The following is a 21,953-nucleotide window of genomic DNA, read 5'->3' as shown; positions in this document are numbered from 1 at the left end:
GTTGTTTCAGTTAAGTGTCGATCAGTTTTCGTCGTCTGCATACGGATCGCGATGACCCAATTCTGCAAGCAACGTTCGTTCCAGCGCTTCCATCTCTTCGGCTTCGTCATCGTCTATATGGTCGTAGCCCAGCAGATGCAAGCAGCCGTGGATGACCAGATGGGCCCAATGGGCCTCAAGAACCTTGCCTTGCTCCCGAGCTTCGCGTTCGACCACTTCGACGCAGATCACCAGGTCGCCCAGCAGCGGGATATCCAGCAACTCGTCGGGTACGTCGGCGGGAAAGGACAGCACGTTGGTCGCGTAATCCTTCTGGCGCCAGGTGTGATTCAGTTCGCGGCCCTCGGGCTCGTCCACCAGGCGAATGGTCAGTTCCGAGTCAGCGGTGCGCTGGCGCAGGGCCAGGGTGCACCATTGACGGAACTGCTCTTCGCTGGGAGCGGGCGCGTCGGTGGCCAGCTGCAGGTCAAGCTCAAGCATCGCGGCGCGCATCCTGGGTCGGTGCGTCGTCGCGATGGTCGAAGCGCTCGTAGGCCTCGACAATGCGCTGCACCAGCGGGTGGCGGACCACGTCCTTGGGCATGAAGTGCGTGAAGCTGATACCCGGCACGTCCTTGAGCACCTCGATCACCTGGGCCAGGCCGGATTTGGTGCCCTTGGGCAGGTCGACCTGGGTGACGTCACCGGTGATCACGGCGGTGGAGCCGAAACCGATACGGGTGAGGAACATCTTCATCTGCTCGACAGTGGTGTTCTGGCTTTCGTCGAGGATGATGAAGCTGTTGTTCAGCGTACGGCCACGCATGTAGGCCAGCGGGGCGATTTCGATCACTTGGCGTTCGATCAGCTTGGCCACGTATTCAAAGCCGAGCATTTCGTAGAGCGCGTCGTAGAGCGGGCGCAGGTACGGATCGATCTTCTGGGCCAGATCGCCGGGCAGGAAGCCGAGTTTTTCACCCGCCTCGACCGCTGGGCGCACCAACAGGATGCGGCGCACTTGCTCGCGCTCCAAGGCGTCGACCGCGCAGGCCACGGCCAGGTAGGTCTTGCCGGTACCGGCGGGGCCGATGCCGAAGTTGATATCGTTGCCGAGAATTTCTTTGACGTAGCGCTGCTGATTCAAGCCGCGTGGGCGAATCATGCCTTTTTTGGTGCGCAGGGCCACGCTGGCTTCGGCCACCGGGTTGTTGGCCAGGTCTTCCACGGCGGATTCCTGCAGGTACAGGTGCACCGTTTCCGGCGACAGCTCACTACCCTTGGTTTCGCGGTAGAGGCGGCGGAGCAGGTTTTCTGCAGACGTGGTGTGCTGGGGTTCGCCAATAAGCTCGAATTGATTGCCGCGGTTGCGGATCTCGATGCTCAGGCGTTGTTCGATCAGGCGCAGGTGCTCGTCGAACTGTCCGCACAGATTGGCGAAACGGCGAGCCTCAAACGGCTCGAGGAGGAAACGATGGGGTTCTGCTATGGGTGCGTTCAAGGTTGCTTTTAGCCGCCCTTTGGCTGTGGAGGTGAAAGAGAGAATAGCGCCAGTGGCTCGGGTACGAAAGCATTTATCTAACCCTGATGCCATGCAATTCAAATGTGGGAGGGGGCTTGCCCCCGATAACGCAGGTGAAGATAAAACATCTGTGTCTGACACGCCGTCATCGGGGGCAAGCCCCCTCCCACATTTTGAGCCGTGGTGATTTGAGGGTTATTGCACCAGAGACCCGCGCAACGAATGCGGTTGCGCCGCATCGATGTGCACATCGGCAAACTGGCCGATCAAGGTCGGATTGTCGCAACGGAAGTTGACGATGCGGTTGTTCTCGGTGCGCCCCTGCAATTCGCCCGGGTCTTTTTTCGAGTAGTCGGTGACCAGGATGCGTTGGGTGGACCCGACCATTTGTCGGCTGATCTCGAAACCCTGCTGGTTCAGGCGATGTTGCAGGGCGTTCAAGCGCTCTTTTTTCAGTTCTTCCGGGGTTTCGTCCAGCAGGTCGGCGGCCGGGGTGCCCGGACGCTGGCTGTAGACAAACGAATAGGAGAAGTCAAAACCGACGTCTTCGATCAGCTTCATGGTCTGCTGGAAGTCTTTCTCGGTTTCGCCGGGAAAACCGACGATAAAGTCCGAGCTGATGCAGATACCCGGCACCGCCGCGCGCAATTTGCGCAGTTTGGATTTGTATTCCAGGGCGGTGTGGTTGCGCTTCATGGCCGCCAGGATGCGGTCCGAGCCCGACTGCACCGGCAAATGCAGGTGCTTGACCAGCTCCGGCACTTCGGCGTGGGCCTGGATCAGGCTGTCGGAAAACTCCAACGGGTGCGAGGTGGTGTAGCGAATGCGCTCGATGCCATCGACGGCGGCGACCACGCGGATCAGCTCCGCCAGGTCCGCCAGGCGGCCATCGTGGGTCTGGCCGCGATAGCCGTTGACGTTCTGGCCCAGGAGGGTCACTTCGCGCACGCCGTGTTCGGCCAGGTGGATGATTTCCGACAGCACATCGTCAAACGGCCGGCTGACTTCTTCGCCACGGGTGTAAGGCACCACGCAGAAGGTGCAGTACTTGCTGCAGCCTTCCATCACCGACACATAGGCGCTCGGCCCGTCGATGCGTGGCTCGGGCAAATGGTCGAATTTTTCGATTTCCGGGAACGAGACGTCGACCTGGGGCAGCCTGGTGAGGCGCGCAGCGTCGATCATTTCCGGCAGGCGGTGCAGGGTCTGTGGGCCGAACACCACGTCGACATAGGGCGCGCGGTCGCGGATGGCGGCGCCTTCCTGGCTGGCCACGCAACCGCCGACGGCGATCACCATGTCCGGGTTGGCCAGTTTCAGTTCGCGCCAGCGGCCCAGTTGCGAGTACACGCGGTCCTGGGCCCGTTCGCGGATCGAGCAGGTATTGAGCAGGATCACGTCGGCATCTTCGGCGCGGGCGGTGACTTCCAGGGCCTGGTGTTCACCCAGCAGATCGACCATGCGCGAGCTGTCGTACTCGTTCATCTGGCAACCGTGGGTTTCGATATAAAGCTTCTTGGCCATGGGAATCGTCAACTGGTGGTAAAGAACCGCGCATTATAGGGGGCATGTCCATTGGTTCCTAGCGTTGTGCATCGGGTGCCATGCTATAGTTCGCGCCCTCTTTTATATCCCCGATGTGTTGTTCGCCCACCATGACCAAACGTGAAGCTCCAATCTACAAGGTGATTTTCCTGAACCAGGGCCAGGTGTTCGAAATGTACGCCAAGCAGATCTATCAGAGCGATCTGTGGGGCTTCCTGGAGGTGGAAGAGTTCGTCTTTGGCGAGCGCACCCAGTTGGTCGTCGACCCGGGCGAAGAGAAACTCAAGGCCCAGTTCGAAGGCGTGGTGCGTAGTTTTGTGCCGATGCATTCGATTGTGCGCATCGATGAAGTCGAGCGCCTGGGAACACCGAAGATCAGCGAAGCCCGTGGCACCAGCAATGTCATGCCGTTTCCGATGCCGATGCCTGAAAAGTAAGGCGTTTGGGACGAGGACGCTTACTCCCGCCGGGGCTCGAAGCGGCCCCAATGCAATTTACAGGTGCGTCAGATAGAAGTCAGTGAAGGGTTGTGAACCCGCTTCGCAGCCTGGCGAGGAGCACGCGCCCTCGCCGCAGATCGATCAGGGCAGGGGTGAGAACGGCGAACGCCCATCGGCACTCTGCAATTCCTGCAGGTAATTGCGGAAAATCTGCCCCAGCACCTGGGTCGCCACTTCCAGCTCATCGCGCTGCATGTGCTCGGCCACTTCGTCGGCGGTGTCCAGCGCGTCTTCGGCGCCATTGACCGCAGCCATTTTCAGCACGATATACGCCTGGACGTTATTGGCCGGCACGCCTTCACCGTGGAAGAACATGGTGCCCAGTTGGAATTGCGCCTGGGCGTGGCCCTGCAACGAGGCTTTCTCGAAGTAGTTCAAGGCCTTGTTGAGGTCGCGGGCGGGGTTTTTGCTGTCGTAGAAGAACTCGCCCAACTCGTATTGCGCCTGCGCATCCCCGCCGTCGGCCTGTTTCTGGCACGCGCTCAGGGCTTCGGCCTGGCTGTCTGGCTGGGTATTGAGGGTGCAACGACCCATCGCTGGGATTAACAACGAGTTGCCGCCTGCTTGTGCATGTGCCAGCAGCGGCTGAAGGAGCAACAGGCAGCCCAGGACCAGGGTGCGGCCGGTGCGTTTCATGGGAATCGACTTACCTCTGACGGGGCACGCGGACCCTCGGGGGTCCAATAAGCGCGCATTATGAAATAAGCAGGCCTCTGCTTACAAAGTCTTTACTCGTTTTTCTGCTGGTTGGGCAAGTTATCTGCCGGATTGCAGGTGAATTCTCGAAAAAATAAGGAAAACGCTGTAGGCAAAGTAGAAAATCTGACGCTGCCGAGGGCAGCATCAGAGTGTGCACCTGTTTATTTCAGGGCGGCGAAGGCGCGCTCGGCGGCGTCAAGGGTCAGTTTCAGCTCGGCGTCGCCGTGGGCGATCGAGGTGAAGCCCGCCTCGAAGGCGCTCGGCGCCAGGTACACGCCGCCTTCCAGCATCAGGTGGAAGAAGCGCTTGAAGAGGTCGGCATCGCTGCCCATCACGTCCTCGAACGTGACGATATCGTCGGCACCGCTGAAATACAGGCCGAACATGCCACCGGCCTGGGTGGTGACAAACGGGATACCGGCGGCATCGGCGCGCTGTTGCAGGCCGTCCAGCAGGCGAGTGGTGTAGTCGGTCAGCTCGGCGTGGAAACCCGGGCGGCTGATCAGGCGCAGGGTGGTCAGGCCGGCCGCCATGGCCAGTGGGTTACCGGACAGGGTGCCCGCCTGGTACACCGGGCCCAGCGGCGCGATCTGCTGCATGATTTCACGCTTGCCGCCAAAGCAGCCCACCGGCATGCCGCCGCCAATGATCTTGCCAAAGGTGCTCAGGTCTGGCGTGACGCCATAGTGCGCTTGGGCGCCGCCGAGGGCGACACGGAAACCGGTCATCACTTCGTCGAAAATCAGTACCACGCCGTGTTTGTCGCACTGCTCGCGCAAGCCTTCGAGGAAGCCCGGGGCCGGCGGTACGCAGTTCATGTTGCCAGCGACCGGCTCGACGATGATGCAAGCCACGTCCTGGCCGACTTCGCTGAGCATCTGCTCGACCGCGGCAATGTCGTTGAACGGCAGGGTCAGCGTGTGTTTGGCGAACGCGGCGGGTACGCCGGCCGAACTCGGAACGCCCTGGGTCAGTGCGCCGGAACCGGCCTTGACCAGCAGGCTGTCGGAGTGGCCGTGGTAGCAGCCTTCGAATTTGATAATGCTGTCGCGGCCGGTGAAACCACGGGCCAGGCGGATTGCGCTCATGGTGGCTTCGGTGCCGGAACTGACCATGCGCACCATCTCCATCGACGGCACGATCGAGCAGACCAGGTCGGCCATCTCGGTTTCCATCGCGGTCGGCGCGCCGTAGGACAGGCCGTGCTGCAATTGCTGGCGGACGGCGTCGAGGACTTCAGGATGGCTGTGGCCGAGGATCATTGGACCCCAGGAACCAACGTAGTCGACGTAGCGCTTGTCATCTTCGTCGGTGACGTAGGCGCCTTCGGCATGCTTGAAGAACAATGGCGTGCCGCCGACGCTCTTGAACGCACGCACGGGGGAGTTCACACCGCCGGGGATGTGTTTCTGGGCATTGGCAAACAGGCTTTCGGAACGGGACATGGTCGGGCTCTCTAAACGGAATATTTAAGAAGATCGTTAAAGGCGCGGGCGCGGCGCGTGACTTCCTGGGGGCTCTCGGCGCCGAACAGGCCATGCACCACGGCCAGCAGGTCAGCACCGTGGGCCACCAGCGGTTCGGCGTTCTCCAGAGTGATGCCGCCGATCACGCAGATCGGCAATTGCAGGCGCTTGCGGGCCTGGGCCAGCATCTCGACAGTGGCGGCGGGCGCGCCAGGCTTGGTGTTGGAATTGAAGAAGCGGCCGAAGGCGACATAGCTGGCGCCTTCCTTCGCGGCCTGCTCGGCCAGTTCGATCTGGCTGTGGCAGGTGGCGCCGATGATCGCCTTGGAACCCAGCAAGGCACGCGCCGGGGTCAGTGGGCCGTCGGTCTGGCCCAGGTGTACGCCGACGCCGAGGCGCGCAGCCAATTCGGCATCGTCGTTGATGATCAATTGGGTCTTGTAGCGAGAGCACAGCTCCCGCAACTTTTCGGCTTCGCGCAGGCGCCGGGCTTCGTCGGTGCTTTTATCGCGGTACTGCAACAAGGTCACGCCACCGTCCAATGCCGCTTCGACATAGGCGAGGAATTTGCCGGCCAACAGTTGGCCGTCGGTAATGGCGTAAAGGCCACGTAATTTCATCGGGCAGGCCTCTTGGTCTTACGAGCAGAAATCCAGCGGCAGTCGGCGAGGCACGAACTGGCCCTGGCCGAGTTGTTCGGCGTCACGCAGGGTACGCCAAGTGTAGTTGAGGGCAGACTGTACGGCGCTCACCAGGCCCTCGCCCTGGGCGATCCGCCCGGCCAGTGCACTGGCCAGGGTGCAACCCGATCCGTGATAGTTGCCGGGCAGGCGCTGGCAGGTGAAGGTCTGGCGCGTGCCGTCGCGGCTGTACAGGCGGTTGTGCACTTCGTGTTCGTCGCCATGGCCGCCCGTGATCAGCAGGTGCTTGATATAGGGCAGCAGCTTTTCGGCGCATTCGTCCGCGGTGCCGTCGGGCAGCTCTGCAAGGATGCGGGCTTCGGGCAGGTTGGGTGTGGCGATCAGCGACAGTGGAAACAGCCGCTCGCGCATCGCGTAGCCGACTTCATCCTTGCCCAGGCTGCCACCGCCGCCGGCACGCAGCACCGGGTCGCACACCACCGGCAGGTGCGGATGCGCCTGCAGCAGTTCGACCACGGTGTCGACCATCGCGGTAGAGCCCAGCATGCCCAGCTTGACCGCCGCGACTTCGGAGTCGCTGAGCACGGCATTGGCCTGGGCCATTACCCACTCGCGATCGAGTACGCGAAAGTCGCTGACATTGACGGTGTTCTGCACGGTCAGGGCGGTGACGGTCGGAGCCGCATGGCAGCCCTGGGCGAGCAGGGCTTCGATATCTGCCTGCAAGCCGGCGCCCCCACTGGGATCATGGCCGGAGAGACAGAGGACAACAGGGCGAGAGCTGTAGATATTCATGGAGCGCGAGCTTACCACCAAACGCTTTTGGCGTGGCCGTCTGGCGCTGGCAGAATTTTGCCCGGATACAGGGGTATTTATGGCCGTTTGCTAGTATCCGTTACGGGTTGTAAAACCCTCTGTAAGCCGCGTCCTAGAGCCTTTCAAAAAATTATTTCAATGGTGTCTAATGGCCTCTAGCGGCTATGCTAGAGTGGATCCAAACAACTTACTGTATCGCCGGTATTCGTCTTCTCAAAAGGAATGGGGGGCTTTTTGACATAACCGGACAGGTCACGCTGGGGCTCTATGCGCTATTTGCTGATTTTATTGTTGTGCGGACTGCCTATGTTCGCCAGCGCCATCGAGTTCACTCAGGACACGCGAAGCTTGCCACTGGGCCGCGCCATGCAGGTGCTCGAAGACCCGACCGACGCCCTGACCATCGCCGATGTGAGTTCCCCCGCCTACGCCGCACAGTTCAAGCCCCATGACAAAGCCACCCTCAATGCCGGCTATTCGCGCTCGGTGTTCTGGCTCAAGGTCGACCTGCATTACCTGGCCCAAGACCCGCGTTCCCCACGTACCTGGTTCCTGGAACTGGCCTACCCGCCACTGAACCACCTGGACCTGTACCAGCGCGACCCCACCGGCAACTACCGCCTCACCGCGCGCACCGGCAGCGCGCTGCCTTTTTCCAGCCGGGATGTGCGCCAGAGCAATTACCTGTTCAAGCTCAATTTTGTGCCCAATCAACAGGAAACCCTCTACCTGCGCCTGCAAAGCCAAGGCTCGATCCAGGCCCCGTTGACCCTGTGGTCCGGCACCGCCTACCTGGAAGAACAGCCCTTGCGCCTGTATGTACTGGGGGCGATTTACGGCGTATTGCTGGGGATGTTGATCTACAACCTGTTCATCTACCTGAGCGTGCGTGACACCAGTTACCTGTATTACATCCTCTACATCGCCTCGTTCGGCCTGTACCAATTGTCGGTCAATGGGGTGGCGGCGGAATATTTGTGGCCGGACAACCCGTGGTGGACCAACGCGGCGGTGCCGTTCCTGATTGGCTCGGCGGCGCTGTTTGGCAGCCTGTTCGCCCGCAGCTTCCTGCACACTGCCCAACACAGTCGCTGGATCAATCGTCTGTTGCTGGCACTGGTGGCCTGCGGGGCGGTGGTGATGCTGCTCTCGCTGATGACCAGTTACGCGCTGGCCTTGCGCCTGGCCACCGGCCTGGCGCTGGTGTTCACCGTGACCATCTTCGTCGCCGCCATCAAGGCCTGGTGCTGCGGGCAGCGCATGGCGCGGTATTTCATCATTGCCTGGACCGCGTTCCTGCTGGGCGGGGTGGTCAATACCATGATGGTGCTGGGCTACTTGCCCAACGTATTCCTCACCATGTACGCCAGCCAGATTGGCTCGGCCATTGAGGTGGCGCTGTTGTCCCTGGCCCTGGCGGACCGCATCAACGGCATGCGCGAGCAACAGGCGCAAATCCTGTTCGACGCCAGCCAGAAGCTGGAAGTGCTCAACCAGCAGTTGGCCCGCAGCAACCGGCTCAAGGACGAATTCCTCGCCACCCTGACCCACGAACTGCGCACCCCGATGAATGGGGTGATCGGCTCCCTGGAACTGATGCAAACCGTGCCTCTGGACGGCGACCTGGCGCAGTACCAGCAAACGGCCGCTGGCTCGGCGCGAGACATGATGCGCATGGTCAACGGCATCCTCACCCTCACCGAGTTGCAGGCCGGACGCCTGAGTGCCAAGCCCGAGGTGTTCAGCCTGCGCAGCGTGCTCGACGCCTTGCGCCAGCAGTTCAGCGCCAGTGCGCAGAACAAGGGCCTGGGGTTTTCCATCGACGTGGCCGATGAGCTGCCCGACCGCGTGATCGGCGATGCCGACAAACTGCTTCAGTGCCTGGATTGCCTGCTGGACAACGCCTTCAAGTTTACCCACCAAGGCACGGTGCGCCTGCGCGTGGTGGGCGTGCCCCGCAGCGACGGTGGCCTGCACCTGAGCTTTATCGTCACTGACACGGGCATTGGTTTCGCCTTCCTTGACGAGGCCACTCTGTACCAGCGCTTCTTCCAACTTGATGGTTCGACCACCCGCGAATACGGCGGCCTGGGTATCGGCCTGGCGATTTGCCGGCAATTGATCGAGCTGCTGGGCGGGCGTCTCACCCACCATTCCGAGCCGCACAAGGGCAGCCGCTTCCAGTTGGAGATGGACGTCGATGCCGTACCGCCCGCGCCCAAAGTCACGAGCCCGGCGCCTGAGCAGCGACGCGCGCCGCAGGATTGTGCGGTGTTGTTGGTGGATGACAACAGCGTCGGCCAGTTGGTGGTACGCGGCATGTTGCTCAAACTGGGCTATCGGGTGAAAACCGTGGACAGCGGCCCGACCGCATTGGCGGCCTTGCAGGCGGGCACCTTCGACGCGGTCTTGCTGGACGTGCCTGAAGGTGGGTTCTCGTTGTGTTGTCAGATACGGGCGTTGCCGGGCTGTGGTGAGTTGCCGGTGATCGCCTTGAGTTCGTCGCTCAATGCGTCGGAGCGTGAGCGCTGCCATGGCATTGGTATCACTGATCGCCTGGCCAAGCCTGTGCGTTTCGAGGCGTTGCAAGCGGTGCTGGAACGTCGCGTGTTATGCCCGCAAGAGGGCGAAAGCGCCGGACATTCGGCGCGTATGCCACTTTTTTAAGGCGGTTGACGGTGCTTAACTGAAAAAACCGGCCTCAATCGATTCGTACCCTGTAGGAGCGAGCTTGCTCGCGAAAAACCTGAGAGCAACGCGTTTATCCAGGATGCACGCGTTATCGTTGACGTTCTTCGCGAGCAAGCCCACCTACAAACAGCAACAATCGACGTGGCCTTTTTCCTGGAGGCCACCATGAACCTGCATCAGTTCGCCGAAACCCACGACGTCACCAACCAGCCCCCGTCCCTGGACGGTGCCAACCTGTATCGCATCGACCTGCCCCTGCAAGACTGGTCGCGTCGCTTTGACGCGGGCTGGGCAGAGGCGCGCATCGATGCCTACGGCGCGTTGGCCGGTGGGCCGCTGATGGAGGCCGGGTTCCTGGCGAACCAGAACAAGCCGGTGTTCAACAGCCATGACCGTTATGGCCATCGCATCGACCTAGTGGAGTTTCACCCGGCCTACCACGAACTGATGCGCACCGCCGTCGAACACGGCCTGCCCTCGCTGCCTTGGGCTCATCCGCAAGCTGGCGCGCATGTGGCCCGTGCGGCCATGACTTACCTGCACAGCCAGGCCGAAGCGGGCACGGGTTGTCCGCTGACCATGACCTTCGCCTGTGTGCCCGCCTTGCGCCTGCAACCGGACCTGGCGCAGGCCTGGCTGCCAAAAATCCTCAACACCCAATACGACCCCCGCAACGTCGGCATCGCCCACAAGGCCGGCGCCACCATCGGCATGGCCATGACCGAGAAACAGGGCGGCACTGACGTGCGCGCCAACACCACCCGCGCTTACCCCGTAGGGGCCGGTGGCCCTGGGCAAGCCTATGAGTTGGTCGGGCATAAGTGGTTCTGTTCGGCGCCGATGTGCGACGCCTTCCTCACGCTGGCCCAGACCGACAAGGGCCTCACCTGTTTCCTGCTACCCCGGCATCGCCCGGATGACACGCGCAATGAGTTCTATATCCAGCGCTTGAAAAACAAGCTGGGCAACTGCTCCAACGCGTCCAGCGAAGTCGAGTTTCGTGGCGCCCTCGCCTGGATGGTCGGCGAAGAAGGCCGTGGCGTCCCGACCATCATCGAAATGGTCGCCATGACCCGCTTCGACTGCATGGTTGGTTCCAGCGCCTTGATGCGCCAGGCGCTGACCCAGGCCAGCCATCACTGCGCCCACCGACTGGTGGGGGGGCGCGTGCTCAGCGAACAGCCGCTGATGCAAAACGTCCTGGCCGACCTGGCCCTGGAAAGCGAAGCCTCGTTGGCGCTGAGCCTGCGTATGGGCCGCGCCCTGGACCATCTGGGCGATGAGCACGAAGCCAAGTTCGCACGGCTGGTGACGGCGGTGGGCAAGTATTGGATCTGCAAGCGTGCCCCAGCGATGATCAACGAAGCCGCCGAGTGCATGGGCGGTGCCGGCTACGTGGAGGACAGCATCCTGCCGCGTCTATACCGTGAGGCACCGGTGAATTCGACGTGGGAAGGTTCCGGCAACGTGCAGTGCCTGGACGTGCTGCGCGCCCTGTCGAAGGAGCCGGGTGTGCTCGAGACGCTGTTTGTCGAATTGGGCGATGGGCATGGCGACCGGCAGTTGGCGCGGCATATCGAACAGTTGAAGTCGGCGTTTATGGATACCCAGGATATTCAATACCGCGCGCGGCAACTGACCGAGGACATCGCCGTGGCGTTGCAGGCCAAGTTGCTGCTGGAAGCCGGCAATGCGGCGGTCAGCGATGGGTTTATCGCCAGCCGGTTGGGTGAGTCGTCCGGTCGGGTGTATGGCACCTTGCCGCGTGGGGTGGATGTCGGAGTGATCGTCGCTCGCTCAAGCCCTCATTCATCTCTGTAAACGCGGTCCAGGTGTGGGAGGGCTAAGCCCCAAAAAATTAAATAACTTATTGATTTATAGGTATTTAATTTTTATTAAGCGGCCGGATTTTTGTTGGCGAGCGAGCTTGTTGTGGCGAGCGGGCTTGCCCCGCGTTGGGCTGCGCAGCAGCCCCAGAACCAGCCGCAGAGGAGTGCCTGATACTCCGCATTCCGATTGATTGGGGCTGCTTCGCAGCCCAACGCGGGGCAAGCCCGCTCGCCACAACAAGCCCGCTTGCCACAGGGGTTCCAGTTTGATGTGCGACAGCACTACGTCGAAGAGGTAGGGGGGCCTCCCACATTATTGAGTGCATTCCAACTCCACTGTTTCAGTGAGGCCGGGATACAGGCAAGATAAAGGCCTGCAAGTCAGCACACAGGATGCTTACCGTGACCGAAGCTTTTGTTGTCGTTCAAACCGCCGAAGAAGCCGTGGACCGGCTGGCGGCTCTGCATGAGCGTGCTACCGGCGCGCTCAACCAAGCCCTCAAGCAATACCTCAAGGACCGCGTCGAACCGGACGCCGAGCAACGTGCCCTGTTTCGCTACCCGGAACTGCGCCTGACCTACCACTGCCACGGCGAAGTCCCACAGACCACCCGGGCGTATGCCAAGGTCCAGTTGCCAGGGACCTACAGCGTGACCGTCACCCATCCCGCCGCCTTCCGTAAGTATTTGCTGGAGCAGCTGGTGCCGTTGATGCACGACTTCACCGTGACGGTCGAAGTCGGCGTCAGCCAACAGAACATCCCGTACCCATACGTGGTGGAGCAGGGCGACGAGCTGGCCGGCTCCGGCGTGACCGCCGCGACCCTGGCCCGTGTGTTCCCCAGCACCGACCTGTCGGCCGCCACCGATGGTATCGCCGACGGCCTCTATGATTGGGAAAACACCGACCCGTTGCCCCTGGCCTTGTTCGACGCGGCCCGCGTGGACTTTTCCTTGCGCCGCCTGGTGCACTACACCGGCAGCGACTGGCGTCATGTGCAGCCGTGGATCCTGCTGACCAACTACCACCGCTACGTTGACCAGTTCATCCTGCATGGCCTGGAGCAATTGCGCAGCGACCCGCGCTTTATCCGCATGGTGCTGCCGGGCAACGTGATCATCGACAAGAGCATGGACCACGGCGAAGCGTCGGCAATTGCCGCAGGCGTGGTCTGGCACCGTTACCAGATGCCGGCCTATCACCTGCAGGCCAGCGACGGCCACGGCGTGACCTTGGTCAACATCGGCGTCGGCCCGTCCAACGCCAAGAACATCACCGACCACTTGGCCGTGCTGCGCCCGCATTGCTGGCTGATGATTGGCCACTGTGGCGGCCTGCGCCAATCCCAGACCATCGGCGACTACGTACTGGCCCACGCTTATATGCGTCGCGACGGGATTCTCGACCGTGTAGTGCCGCCAAACATTCCGATTCCAGCCCTGGCCGAAGTGCAGATGGCCTTGCAGCAGGCGGCGGCCAACGTCACCGGCGAAAAGGGCGAAGAGCTGAAAAAACGCCTGCGCACCGGCACCGTGCTGACCTACGACGACCGCAACTGGGAGCTGCGCTGGGCCCAGGAGCGCCCGCTGATCAACCTGTCCCGCGCCGTGGCCGTGGACATGGAGAGCGGCACCATCGCCGCCCAGGGCTATCGCTTGCGTGTGCCGTACGGCACCTTGCTGTGCGTGTCGGACAAGCCCCTGCACAGCGAAATCAAGTTGCCGGGTTCGGCCAATGCGTTCTATGAGCGTGCGGTCAGCCAGCACTTGAAGATCGGCATCGAGGCGGTCGACCTGTTGCGCACCGAACTCAACTCGCTGCACTCGCGCAAACTGCGCAGCTTCGACGAGCCGCCGTTCCGCTAAGCGGTTGGGATGGTCATTTGGCGGTCAGGCCACTAGCATTGTCGGTCCTGACCGTTAGATGTTCCTTCGCCATGTCCCGTCCCAACCGTCCCGATTCGCGTCGCCCTGGCGTGAAACCTCCGTATTCTGCCGCGCGCCGTGTTGCCAAGGCGCCACCGGCCGAGCCGAAGTTGATCCTGTTCAATAAACCCTTCGATGTGCTGACCCAGTTCAGCGACGAAGGCGGGCGGGCGACGCTCAAGGATTTTATCGACATTCCCGGCATCTACCCGGCAGGCCGCCTTGATCGCGACAGCGAAGGCTTGTTGCTGCTGACCAACGATGGCCAGTTGCAGGCGCGAATTGCCGACCCCAAGCACAAGCTGGCGAAGACCTATTGGGTACAGGTGGAAGGCGAACCGACTGAAGAGCTGCTGCAACGTCTGCGTGAGGGTGTCGAACTGAACGACGGCAAGACCTTGCCGGCCCAAGCGCGGCAACTGGACGAGCCCGAGCTGTGGCCGCGTAACCCGCCGGTCCGCTTTCGCAAGAGCGTGCCGACTTACTGGCTGGAGCTGGTCATTCGTGAGGGGCGAAACCGCCAGGTGCGGCGCATGACCGCGGCGGTGGGGCTGCCCACCTTACGCCTGGTGCGTGTGCGCATTGGCGAGTGGTCGATCGATGGCCTGGACCAGGGCCAATGGAAGGAAGTGCCGGCGCGCTTATAAGGCGCCGGACTCGATCAGGCCGATCACCACGCTCTTGATGATGAACGCGGCCACGCCCAGGCCGAGCACGAAAAACAGGATGAACGAGCCAAAGCGCCCAGCCTTGGACTTCTTCGCCAGGTCCCAGACGATAAAGCCCATGAAAATAATCAGGAGGGTGACCAGGCCGGTCATCATCCATTCTTCAAAGAGGGCGGGGTCGATGTTGTTCATGGATTCTTCCGACGGGGGCAGGCGGCAAGTATACGGCAGTGCCACAGGCGCAACATTGACCTGCGTCGGTGCGTCGCAGGCAGACTTCGTGGGTGAAACACAGACCCCATGTAGGAAGGGGCTTGCCTCCGATGGCGGTGGGTCAGTCAGCTAATCTGTGGCTGACACACTGCTATCGGGGGCAAGCCCCCTCCCACAGTTGACCTTCATTGATCTTAAGTACGCAGGTGGGTCAGCGGCAATTCGGTGCTGTTGAGCACCTGGTTGAGCACAAAGCTCGACCGCACGCTGGTCACGCCTTCGATACGGGTGAGGTGGCCCAGCAGCAGTTTCTGATAGTGGTCCATGTCAGGCACCACCACTTTCAACTGATAGTCCGCATCCATCCCGGTGACCAGGCTGCATTCCAATACCTGTGGCAGGGTGCGGATCGCCGCTTCGAAGTTCTCGAAACGCTCAGGGGTGTGGCGATCCATGCCGATCAGCACATACGCCGTGAGGCTCAGGCCCAGCATCTTGCGGTCGAGCAAGGCGACCTGGCGGGCGATGTAGCCGTCATCTTCCAATTGCTTGACCCGGCGTGAGCAGGGCGAAGGCGACAGGCCGATACGCTCGGCCAACTCCTGGTTGGAGATCCTCGCGTCGCGCTGCAATTCCGCCAAAATACTCAGGTCGTATCGGTCAAGCTTGCTCATTGGGTTAGCCTTTGTCGTAACTATTGCGGTGAATTATCCATGAAGGGTTAAAAATTGCGCAAGCACTGTTTATTGACGCAATCTTCGCAATCATCTGTCGGGGCAGCGCGCCTATGATTACCAACAGAATCACCGCCTGGACAACAGTCCACTGCAGCGAGCCCAATCAGGCCCGTTGCGGCCGCCACCCCAGCAGGGTTGAGCCGGCCTCCAGGCTGCACACTGTCCACAAGACGGCGTGAGGTGAGCCAACGTCATAAGCGTTGAGCCAGGACGAAATTCTCAAGGGGTGGCCGACGGGTCGCCCCTTTTTCTTTGTCTGCGAAAATTGTTCTCGTGACTGATAACCTGTCTCAGAACCGGGCGAGGCTTTTCCAGTCTTATCTATGAGGCCGCACGTTCCAGGCCCTTATCCGCAGTGAGGAATAGCATGAAGCGCATCTGGCGTATGGCAGGTGTAGGTTTGCTGATGGTGACCGTCGGCACGCAAGTAATGGCAGAAGACCCGCGTCCCGAAGGCGGCGGCCAGCATGAAAGAGGGCCTGAGGGCGGACGGCAAGGTAATGAACAGCCGCGCCCGCAAAATAACCAACCGCGCCCGCAGAACAATCAACCACGGCCGGAAAACAACCAGCCTCGGCCAGAAAACAATCAACCCCGTCCACAGAACCAGCATTTTGATCGCGCCGAGCAACAGCAGCACGGTGGTGGGCAGTGGCAAGGTCGCCCACAAGGGGCTGAACAGCCTCGGCCAGCACCGCAGCCGCAGCCGGCGAATAACCTGCCGATCCAGGGCCGTCCGGACACCGTCCGCCAGACCCAGGAACCGCGCCAAGGCTATTATCAGGACATCCCACGCCGCAACGATGGCAATCCGCACTGGCAGGCCGGCAATGGTCCCGGCCCACGTCCGGGCGGTGGCTTCAATAATGGCCATCCCAATGACATCCGCTGGCCGGGCCGTCCCGATGGGCACGGCAATGGTTGGGGCCCGGGCCCACAGTACCGCCCCGGCTACACCGTTGACCGTTTCCCCGACCGCAACTACCGCGTGCCTTACCGTGGCCAGGACTACTTCTTTTCGGGTGGCTACTGGTACCGCCCGCAAGGCCCACGCTACGTCGTGGTGACGCCGCCGTACGGCATCCGCGTGCATTACCTGCCGGATTACGCACGGGAAGTGTGGGTGGGCGGCGCGCTGTTCTTCCTCGCTGCCGGTGCCTACTACACCTACGAAACCAGCACCCAGCAGTACGTGGTGGTGGAACCGCCGACCGCCGTGCCCACGCCTCCACCGGCACCGCAGGGTAATGGCTATGACGTGGTGGCTTACCCGGCGAACGGGCAGTCGCCGGCCCAAGTGCAACAGGACGGCTACGACTGTTATCGCTGGGCGGTGCAACAAAGCGGTTTCGATCCGCAAGCCGTTACGTACGCCCCCGACCCGGCGGTGGTGCAGACCTACCGCCAGGCCCAGGGCAACTGCCTGAGCAGTCGCGGCTACCAGGTGCAGTACTAGGCCTTGGCGCCGGTCACCACTTCCAGCGGGTCGGCGTGCACCAGCACTTCGGCGCGCGGGTAGGCCTGGTGAATGGCATCGGCGGCCTGGTCGCTGATGCCATGGGCCACGGTCAGGGTCAACTCCCCCGGTAACTCCAGGTGCAATTGCACAAACCAGTGGTTGCCAGAGATACGTGTGCGCAGGTCGTGGGCGCCCAGCACACCGGGCACGCCACGGGCCAGTTCCAGCATGTGCTGGCTGACATCTGGCGGCAGCTCTTCATCCATCAGCACCGCAAAGCTTTCCCGAGCGATCTGGATCGCGCTCCACAGAATGTAGGCCGCAATGCCCAGGCCGAACCAGGCGTCGACCTGATGAAAGCCGAAGCCGGCCAACACCAACGCAATCAAGATGCTGCCATTGAGCAGCAGGTCCGAGCGGTAGTGCAGCGAGTCGGCACGCACGGCACTGGACCCGGTCTCCCGCACCACGCGGTGTTGCAGGATCAGCAGGGCCACGGTCAGCGCCAGGGACAAAATAATCACCCCGATGCTCAGCCACGGCGCGCCCACCGGTTCGGGATGCTTGATCCGTTCAAATGCCTGCAACGCAATCAGCACCGCACTGCCGGCGATAAACAACGCTTGCGCCATGCCCGCCAGGGACTCCGCCTTGCCGTGGCCGTAACGGTGATCGTCATCGGCCGGGCGCAGGGCGTAGTGCACCGCCAGCAAATTGAGCAGCGAGGTCACCCCATCGAGCAACGAGTCGGTCAAGCCGGCGAGCATGCTCACCGAGCCGCTGAGCCACCAGGCAATAGCCTTGGTGATAATCAGCACACTGGCCACGCCGACGGAGGCGCGGGTGGCCAGGCGCAACAGCCGGGCGTGTTCGGGATTGCTGGTCATAGGTGGGTCAAATCCTTAGGCGGACGGTTGCAGGCCAAGGGCGGCCAGCTGCTGCACGCTGCCCTTGAACTGGATCATGCGCGGGTCGTCCAGCGGCAGGGTGCGGCCGGTTTCTTTCTGGATGATGGTTTGCAACTTGGCGTTGTCGACCTTGCCGTCCGCGCCGATGGCTTCGCGCAGTTTTTCCGGGGCAACCTGGGCGGTCTTGCCCGGTTCGAAGTAGATCGCGCCGGTGGCAAAGTCGACGCCGAAGGCGATCAGGCCAGGGATGACGTAGAACAGCAGGCCCACGGCATCGAGTACGGCGATGGTCGGGTCGATCTTGCCGTCGATCTGGCCACGGCGGTCGGGGTAGAAAATCGAGCCGCAGGCCGTCAGTTGGCTCAGCAGGGTGACGGCGAGGACACCGCCGATAACACGGGAAGCGATACGCATGGAAAATCTCCTGTCAGTCACTGTAGGCGCGAGCGTGCTCGCGAAAGACGTTAACGATAACGCGTACTGCGTGAATGTGTGTGGTGCGCTGTGGTTTTTCGCGAGCAAGCTCGCGCCTATAGGAGACCACCACCGGCACCCGGCAGTTCGCCGTTATACTCGCCGCTCTGCTTTGGAGCCAGTATGAATTCGTTGCCGATCGATGATGTTTTACCCGCCCTGCGTGACGCCTTGGCGAATCGCCATGAAGCCGTGCTGGAAGCGCCCCCCGGCGCCGGTAAAACCACCCGCGTGCCCTTGGCCTTATTGAATGAGCCGTGGCTTGCCGGGCAAACCATCCTGATGCTCGAACCTCGGCGCCTCGCGGCCCGTGCCGCGGCCGAACGCCTGGCGAGCGAATTGGGGGAAAAGGTCGGCGAAACGGTCGGCTACCGCATCCGTCTCGACAGTAAGGTCGGCCCCAACACCCGCATTGAAGTCGTCACCGAAGGCATCCTCACCCGCCGCCTGCAGGACGACCCTGCGCTGGACGGCGTGGGTTTGCTGATCTTCGATGAATTCCACGAGCGCAGCCTCGACGCCGACCTGGCGCTGGCCTTGAGCCTGAACGGCCGCGACCTGTTTCGCGACGAGCAGCCGCTGAAAATCCTGCTGATGTCCGCGACCCTCGAAGGCGAGCGCCTGGCCGACTTGTTGGACAACGCCCCCATCCTGCGCAGCGAAGGGCGCATGTTCCCGGTGCAGATGCGCTGGGGGCGGCCGTACCAGGCCGGTGAGTTTATCGAGCCGCGTGTGGTGCAAACCATCCTCGACGCCCTGCATGACGAAACCGGCAGCGTGCTGGTGTTTCTGCCGGGGCAGGCGGAGATTCGCCGGGTCAACCAGCAACTGGCCGACGCCCTGGGGGAGCGCAGTGACGTGCTGCTGTGCCCGCTGCATGGCGAACTCGACCTCAACGCCCAACGCGCGGCCATCGACCCGGCGCCCACGGGCAAGCGCAAAGTGGTGCTGGCCACCAACATCGCCGAGACCAGCCTGACCATCAACGGCGTGCGCGTGGTGATCGATGCCGGGTTGGCGCGGGTCCCACGCTTTGACCCCGGCAGCGGCATGACCCGTCTCGATACCCAGCGCATTTCCCGCGCCAGCGCGACCCAGCGCGCGGGCCGGGCCGGGCGCCTGGAACCGGGCGTGTGCTATCGCTTGTGGTCCGAAGACCAGCACGACGGCCTGGCCGCCTATGGCAGTGCGGAAATCCTCGCGGCCGACCTCGCTGGCCTGGCTCTGCAACTGGCGCGCTGGGGCGTCACGCCCACGCAGTTGGTGTGGCTGGATGTGCCGCCGTCCGCGGCCTATGCCCAGGCCCAGGACCTGCTGCAACGGCTGGGCGCCTTGAATGACGAAAAACTGAGCGCCCATGGCCAGAAAATGGCCGAGTTGCCCGCCCACCCACGGATCGCCCATCTGCTGTTGCGCGGTCAGGATTTGGGGTTGGCGGCCACTGCGTGTGACGTCGCCGCGCTGTTAGGCGAGCGCGATATCCTGCGCGGTGGCGGCGCCGATTTGCACAGTCGCCTGGCATTAATGTCTGGCGAAGAACGTGCGCGGGGTACCCAAGGCGGGGTGCAGCGCGCCAAGCAACTGGCTCGGCAATACCGCGGCTATTTACGTGGCCAGGCGACCCAACCGGTGGCCGATCCCGACCACCCGCGTTGGCTCGGTGCCTTGCTGGCGTTGGCCTACCCCGACCGCGTCGCCCAACAACGTCGCCCCGGTGGCGCTGAATACCGCCTGGCCAACGGCCGTGCGGCCTTGTTCGCCGAGGCTGACAGCCTGATGAAACAACCCTGGCTGGTGATCGCTGACCTGGGCAGCCGCCAGGGCCAGCGCGAAGAACGCATCTACCTGGCGGCCGACTTTGATCCGGCGCTGTTCGAGACAGTGCTCGCCGAGCAAGTGCGCAACGTTGACCAACTGGACTGGGATGAGCGCGAAGGCGTGTTGCGCGCCGAACGCCAGCGCAAAGTCGGCGAGCTGGTGCTCAGCCGCGAACCCCTGACGGGCCTGGATGAAGCCGCGCGCAACCAGGCGCTGGTCAACCTGGTGCGCCGCAAGGGCCTGGAGCTGTTGCCCTGGACCCCGGAATTGCGTCAATGGCAGGCCCGCGTCCTGTTGCTGCGCCAGCTCGACGCCGGCAAAACCAGCGAATGGCCCGACGTCAGCGACAGCGCCCTGCTGGCCAGCCTGGAGCACTGGCTCATGCCCTACCTGGGCAAAGTCTCGCGCCTGAGCCATTTCGCCAACCTGGATATCTCCAGCTACCTGCACAACCTGTTGCCTTGGCCGCTACCCCAACGCCTGGACGAACTGGCGCCGCAGCATGTGAAAGTGCCGTCGGGCTCATCGGTGCGTTTGGACTACAGCGAACAGCCGCCGATCCTGGCGGTGCGTTTGCAGGAACTGTTCGGGCTGGCGGACACGCCGCGCATCGCCGGTGGCCGGCAAGCGGTGAAGTTGCACCTATTGTCCCCAGCGCGCAGGCCGGTGCAGGTGACCCAGGATCTGGCGAACTTCTGGCGCAGTACCTACGCCGACGTGAAGAAGGATCTGAAGGGGCGCTATCCCAAGCATTACTGGCCGGACGACCCGCTGATAGCCGAGCCGACCGCGCGGATCAAACCCCGAAAGTCGTAATGCCAAAGATCAAAATGTGGGAGGGGGCTTGCCCCCGATAGCGGTGGATCGGTTACAGATGAGCTGACTGACACGCCACCATCGGGGGCAAGTGCGAACCGTCGCACCACCCCCCCACATTGACTATTGCGCGGCCGGCAGCAAGAACCGTGCAATCACCGGCAGATGGTTGGAAATACGCAACGTATCCTCCTGCCGTACCTTGGCCTCCACTCGCTTGATCCGCGAGCTGTAGAACAGGTAATCCAGGGTGCGATCCGGGCCATCGATATTCGGGTCATTGGGAAAATGCGTCAGCCATTTCTCACGATCAATCCCGCTGGATTCGCTGTTGCTTGGGATCATCGGGTACTTATCCCACAGCAAATGCAGCTCACTGTCCGGCGAATACTGGCCGCGCTTGCCGGCGTCCAGGCGCAGGAACTGCCCCAGCGGCAGCAGGTTGAAATCCCCACCAATCAACCACGGCGTGCCACGGCTTTCGAACTTATCCAGCAACTTCACCGTCGCCTGCACTTGCTCCAGCACGGCTGAACGCCCCGGCGCGTCGCCATCCAGGCGGGTATTGAGTACCGCCAGTTGGCCGCCATCGCTCAGCGGCAGGTAGGTCAGCAGCAACGCCGGCTTGGGTTGGAACTGCCGGCTGATGATATTGGCGGGCGGTACCGGCAATTGCAGGCGCTCGGCGTGTTCGATCTGGTAGCGGCTCAATGTCACCAGCTTGCGGCCGACGCTGCCGAAGATATGCAGGTTGGGGATAAAGTCGGCTTTCCAGTCGAAGGCCTGGGCACTGCACGGGTAGAGGTCGACGAGTCGCTCTTGCAGCAGCGCCACCTGGTCCTGGTAGTGGGAGGGCTTGGCGCCTTCGTCAAGTTCCTGCAACAACAGGATGTCGGGTTGCTCGTCGCGGATGACCCGCGCCACTTCGTCGAGGCTGAAAGCCATGTCTTCGACGGTGGGGCGCTCGTCCGGTCCGCTGCCGTCAGCGGTGTCGTACCAGAACACGTAGTTCTTGCCGGCCAGGTATTGCACGTTCCAGGTCATGACCTTGAGCGCCTGCCCCGGCAGCAGGGTCGGCGCACGGGGCGCGACACAGCTTACGGGCAGGATTTCCTTGTCGGCGGGGCGCCAGGTCAGGCTGTAGATCAGGGCCGTCAGCAGGCCCGCAAGGATCAGCAGGCTCAGCAGGGTGATGCGCAATAAACGGGTCATCGGCTCGGCTTATAGCGTTTCAGGGGTGACACGGAGC

Annotated in this window: 19 protein-coding genes; 7 read left to right on the top strand and 12 right to left on the bottom strand. The window is 62.4% G+C overall.

The window, feature by feature from the left end:
* Positions 1 to 21 precede the first annotated feature (21 nt).
* From ybeY to miaB, 3 genes are all read right to left on the bottom strand, one after another.
* Complete coding sequence (gene ybeY / locus AC1Q6I_RS18130) at positions 22 to 480, bottom strand: rRNA maturation RNase YbeY (RefSeq protein WP_024077563.1); 459 nt, start codon at positions 478 to 480, stop codon at positions 22 to 24.
* On the bottom strand, positions 473 to 1,477 hold the full coding sequence (locus AC1Q6I_RS18125) for a PhoH family protein (protein WP_024077562.1): 1,005 nt from the start codon (positions 1,475 to 1,477) through the stop codon (positions 473 to 475). The genes ybeY and AC1Q6I_RS18125 overlap by 8 nt, the downstream gene beginning before the upstream one ends.
* Positions 1,478 to 1,693: 216 nt before the next feature.
* Positions 1,694 to 3,022: a tRNA (N6-isopentenyl adenosine(37)-C2)-methylthiotransferase MiaB gene (miaB, locus tag AC1Q6I_RS18120; RefSeq protein ID WP_024077561.1), complete on the bottom strand. Its 1,329-nt coding sequence runs from the start codon at positions 3,020 to 3,022 to the stop codon at positions 1,694 to 1,696.
* 131 nt (positions 3,023 to 3,153) lie between these two features.
* Here miaB and AC1Q6I_RS18115 point away from each other — a divergent pair, with 131 nt between their 5' ends.
* Entirely contained in the window at positions 3,154 to 3,480 is a 327-nt protein-coding gene (locus AC1Q6I_RS18115) for a DUF1820 family protein (RefSeq protein WP_003194436.1), read from the top strand.
* A gap of 144 nt (positions 3,481 to 3,624) precedes the next feature.
* Here AC1Q6I_RS18115 and AC1Q6I_RS18110 read toward each other — a convergent pair whose 3' ends face one another.
* The 4 genes from AC1Q6I_RS18110 to AC1Q6I_RS18095 form a co-directional block, all read right to left on the bottom strand.
* On the bottom strand, positions 3,625 to 4,179 hold the full coding sequence (locus AC1Q6I_RS18110) for a tetratricopeptide repeat protein (RefSeq protein WP_024077560.1): 555 nt from the start codon (positions 4,177 to 4,179) through the stop codon (positions 3,625 to 3,627).
* Between the two features lie 224 nt (positions 4,180 to 4,403).
* Entirely contained in the window at positions 4,404 to 5,687 is a 1,284-nt protein-coding gene (gene hemL, locus AC1Q6I_RS18105; protein ID WP_024077559.1) for a glutamate-1-semialdehyde 2,1-aminomutase, read from the bottom strand.
* A gap of 11 nt (positions 5,688 to 5,698) precedes the next feature.
* Positions 5,699 to 6,328: a thiamine phosphate synthase gene (gene thiE / locus AC1Q6I_RS18100; protein ID WP_102624167.1), complete on the bottom strand. Its 630-nt coding sequence runs from the start codon at positions 6,326 to 6,328 to the stop codon at positions 5,699 to 5,701.
* 18 nt (positions 6,329 to 6,346) lie between these two features.
* Positions 6,347 to 7,144, bottom strand: a complete 798-nt coding sequence (locus AC1Q6I_RS18095; RefSeq protein ID WP_024077557.1) for a hydroxymethylpyrimidine/phosphomethylpyrimidine kinase — start codon at positions 7,142 to 7,144, stop codon at positions 6,347 to 6,349.
* Positions 7,145 to 7,432: 288 nt separating this feature from the next.
* Here AC1Q6I_RS18095 and AC1Q6I_RS18090 point away from each other — a divergent pair, with 288 nt between their 5' ends.
* The 4 genes from AC1Q6I_RS18090 to AC1Q6I_RS18075 all read left to right on the top strand — a co-directional run bounded on the left by AC1Q6I_RS18090 (position 7,433) and on the right by AC1Q6I_RS18075 (position 14,258).
* Positions 7,433 to 9,832, top strand: coding sequence for a hybrid sensor histidine kinase/response regulator (locus AC1Q6I_RS18090; protein WP_102624166.1), 2,400 nt, complete (start codon positions 7,433 to 7,435; stop codon positions 9,830 to 9,832).
* A 189-nt stretch (positions 9,833 to 10,021) separates the two neighbouring features.
* Positions 10,022 to 11,677 (top strand): acyl-CoA dehydrogenase family protein, encoded by a 1,656-nt coding sequence (locus AC1Q6I_RS18085; RefSeq protein ID WP_102624165.1) that lies wholly within the window; start codon positions 10,022 to 10,024, stop codon positions 11,675 to 11,677.
* A gap of 401 nt (positions 11,678 to 12,078) precedes the next feature.
* Positions 12,079 to 13,551: an AMP nucleosidase gene (amn, locus tag AC1Q6I_RS18080; RefSeq protein WP_024077553.1), complete on the top strand. Its 1,473-nt coding sequence runs from the start codon at positions 12,079 to 12,081 to the stop codon at positions 13,549 to 13,551.
* A 71-nt stretch (positions 13,552 to 13,622) separates the two neighbouring features.
* Positions 13,623 to 14,258: a pseudouridine synthase gene (locus AC1Q6I_RS18075; protein ID WP_069077052.1), complete on the top strand. Its 636-nt coding sequence runs from the start codon at positions 13,623 to 13,625 to the stop codon at positions 14,256 to 14,258.
* On the opposite strand, the gene AC1Q6I_RS18070 is transcribed toward AC1Q6I_RS18075, so the two are convergent.
* Positions 14,253 to 14,462: a DUF2788 domain-containing protein gene (locus AC1Q6I_RS18070; RefSeq protein WP_025858220.1), complete on the bottom strand. Its 210-nt coding sequence runs from the start codon at positions 14,460 to 14,462 to the stop codon at positions 14,253 to 14,255. The two genes, AC1Q6I_RS18075 and AC1Q6I_RS18070, sit on opposite strands and share 6 nt — an antisense overlap.
* Before the next feature lie 224 nt (positions 14,463 to 14,686).
* Positions 14,687 to 15,166: an Lrp/AsnC family transcriptional regulator gene (locus AC1Q6I_RS18065; RefSeq protein ID WP_003194418.1), complete on the bottom strand. Its 480-nt coding sequence runs from the start codon at positions 15,164 to 15,166 to the stop codon at positions 14,687 to 14,689.
* A gap of 430 nt (positions 15,167 to 15,596) precedes the next feature.
* Here AC1Q6I_RS18065 and AC1Q6I_RS18060 point away from each other — a divergent pair, with 430 nt between their 5' ends.
* The gene (locus tag AC1Q6I_RS18060; protein WP_102624473.1) at positions 15,597 to 16,685 is read left to right on the top strand and encodes a DUF6515 family protein; all 1,089 of its coding nucleotides are present in this window, start codon (positions 15,597 to 15,599) and stop codon (positions 16,683 to 16,685) included.
* Here the strand turns inward: AC1Q6I_RS18060 and AC1Q6I_RS18055 are convergent.
* Together AC1Q6I_RS18055 and AC1Q6I_RS18050 are read right to left on the bottom strand one after the other, a co-directional pair.
* Complete coding sequence (locus AC1Q6I_RS18055; protein ID WP_024077550.1) at positions 16,682 to 17,575, bottom strand: cation diffusion facilitator family transporter; 894 nt, start codon at positions 17,573 to 17,575, stop codon at positions 16,682 to 16,684. The genes AC1Q6I_RS18060 and AC1Q6I_RS18055 overlap by 4 nt on opposite strands.
* 15 nt (positions 17,576 to 17,590) lie before the next feature.
* A complete protein-coding gene (locus AC1Q6I_RS18050) occupies positions 17,591 to 18,010 on the bottom strand; it encodes a hypothetical protein (RefSeq protein ID WP_024077549.1) in 420 nt (139 codons plus the stop codon).
* A 183-nt stretch (positions 18,011 to 18,193) separates the two neighbouring features.
* Here AC1Q6I_RS18050 and hrpB point away from each other — a divergent pair, with 183 nt between their 5' ends.
* On the top strand, positions 18,194 to 20,704 hold the full coding sequence (gene hrpB / locus AC1Q6I_RS18045; protein ID WP_024077548.1) for an ATP-dependent helicase HrpB: 2,511 nt from the start codon (positions 18,194 to 18,196) through the stop codon (positions 20,702 to 20,704).
* Between the two features lie 123 nt (positions 20,705 to 20,827).
* Here the strand turns inward: hrpB and AC1Q6I_RS18040 are convergent, their stop codons facing one another.
* On the bottom strand, positions 20,828 to 21,916 hold the full coding sequence (locus AC1Q6I_RS18040) for an endonuclease/exonuclease/phosphatase family protein (RefSeq protein ID WP_024077547.1): 1,089 nt from the start codon (positions 21,914 to 21,916) through the stop codon (positions 20,828 to 20,830).
* Between the last annotated feature and the right edge of the window lie 37 nt (positions 21,917 to 21,953).

Source organism: Pseudomonas sp. MPR-R2A5 (assembly GCF_058793055.1).
This window is presented reverse-complemented; position numbering and strand designations above follow the sequence as displayed.